Origin of the sequence: Nonomuraea basaltis, from assembly GCF_005893125.1 — a bacterium.
Taxonomy (GTDB): domain Bacteria; phylum Actinomycetota; class Actinomycetes; order Streptosporangiales; family Streptosporangiaceae; genus Nonomuraea; species Nonomuraea basaltis.
On record NZ_VCJS01000589.1, the window covers coordinates 1 to 1,023 of the forward strand.

A 1,023-nucleotide genomic window follows, 5' to 3' on the forward strand; every position below is an offset into this window, starting at 1 on the left:
GGGCAGATGCCCGTCACTGTCTCGGGCGATGTCGCGGTTGGCGGGCCGCACCCGCAGCACAAGGAAGCGTGAGCGCATCGTGGCGGTCGGGTTGCCCTTGCTCTTCTTGGTGCCCTGCCGCCAGGCTATCCGGCGCAGACTGCTTCGTCCGGCGGCCAGGGCCAGCTCGCGCAGGCTGGAGGGCGCGCTGCGGTACTTGGCCACCGGACGGCGACCCTTGCCGGAGTAGGGCACCGTCTCGGGGACGACATCGGCGGCATACGCGCTGGTAGTGCCCTTGAGGGCGACCACATACGGCAGGCCGCGTGCACTCAGGCCGAGCCGTAGCGCGGTCACATCGCCGTAGCCGGCGTCGGCCACCACCAGCGGCGGGACCTGCCCCCAGGCGGCCAGCTCATCGAGCATGTCCAGCGCCTGCTGCCACTTGGGGCGGTGCCGCTGATCGTCGGGGACGCCGCAGCGCCGCCGCCGCTCGGCGATCACTGCGGCCTCGGCTTGGTCTTCGGCCAGCGCATCGTCCCATCGCTCAGGCAGGAACAGCCGCCAGTTCAGCGCAGCCGAGCAGGTATCGGTGACCGCGTGCACGCTGACCGCGATCTGGCAATTGGTCACCTTTCCCGCGGTCCCGGTGTACTGCCGGGCCACCCCGGGGGAGGCATCGCCGTCCTTGAGGTGCCCGGTGTCGTCCAACACCCACGCCTGCGGCGCCACCACACTGACCGCGCGCTGGGCCAGACGCCGCCGGACCGCCACATGATCCCAGGTAGAGGAGGTGATGAACTGCTGCAGCCGCTGGTGATCCACCCCCAGCCGCTCAGCCATCGGCACCATCGACTTACGCCGTCCGTCCAGCATCAGCCCACGCAGGTACAGCCCGCCGTTGGACCGCTGCTCCCGACGCGCGAAGGAAGTGAACACCTCGCCCGCGAAGTCCTCAAGACGGCCTCGAACATCAGCCAGCTCAGCCGGAGTCACGCAAAGATCATCTCACACCAAATTCCAAATTAACAAAGTACTACTAGG

General features: G+C 68.4%; 1 protein-coding gene. It reads right to left on the bottom strand.

The genetic code is table 11. From position 1 onward, the window contains the following. The coding region (locus EJK15_RS69540) for an IS701 family transposase (protein ID WP_138720964.1) at positions 1–975 on the bottom strand (975 nt) is incomplete at its 3' end. Positions 976–1,023: the final 48 nt, after the last annotated feature.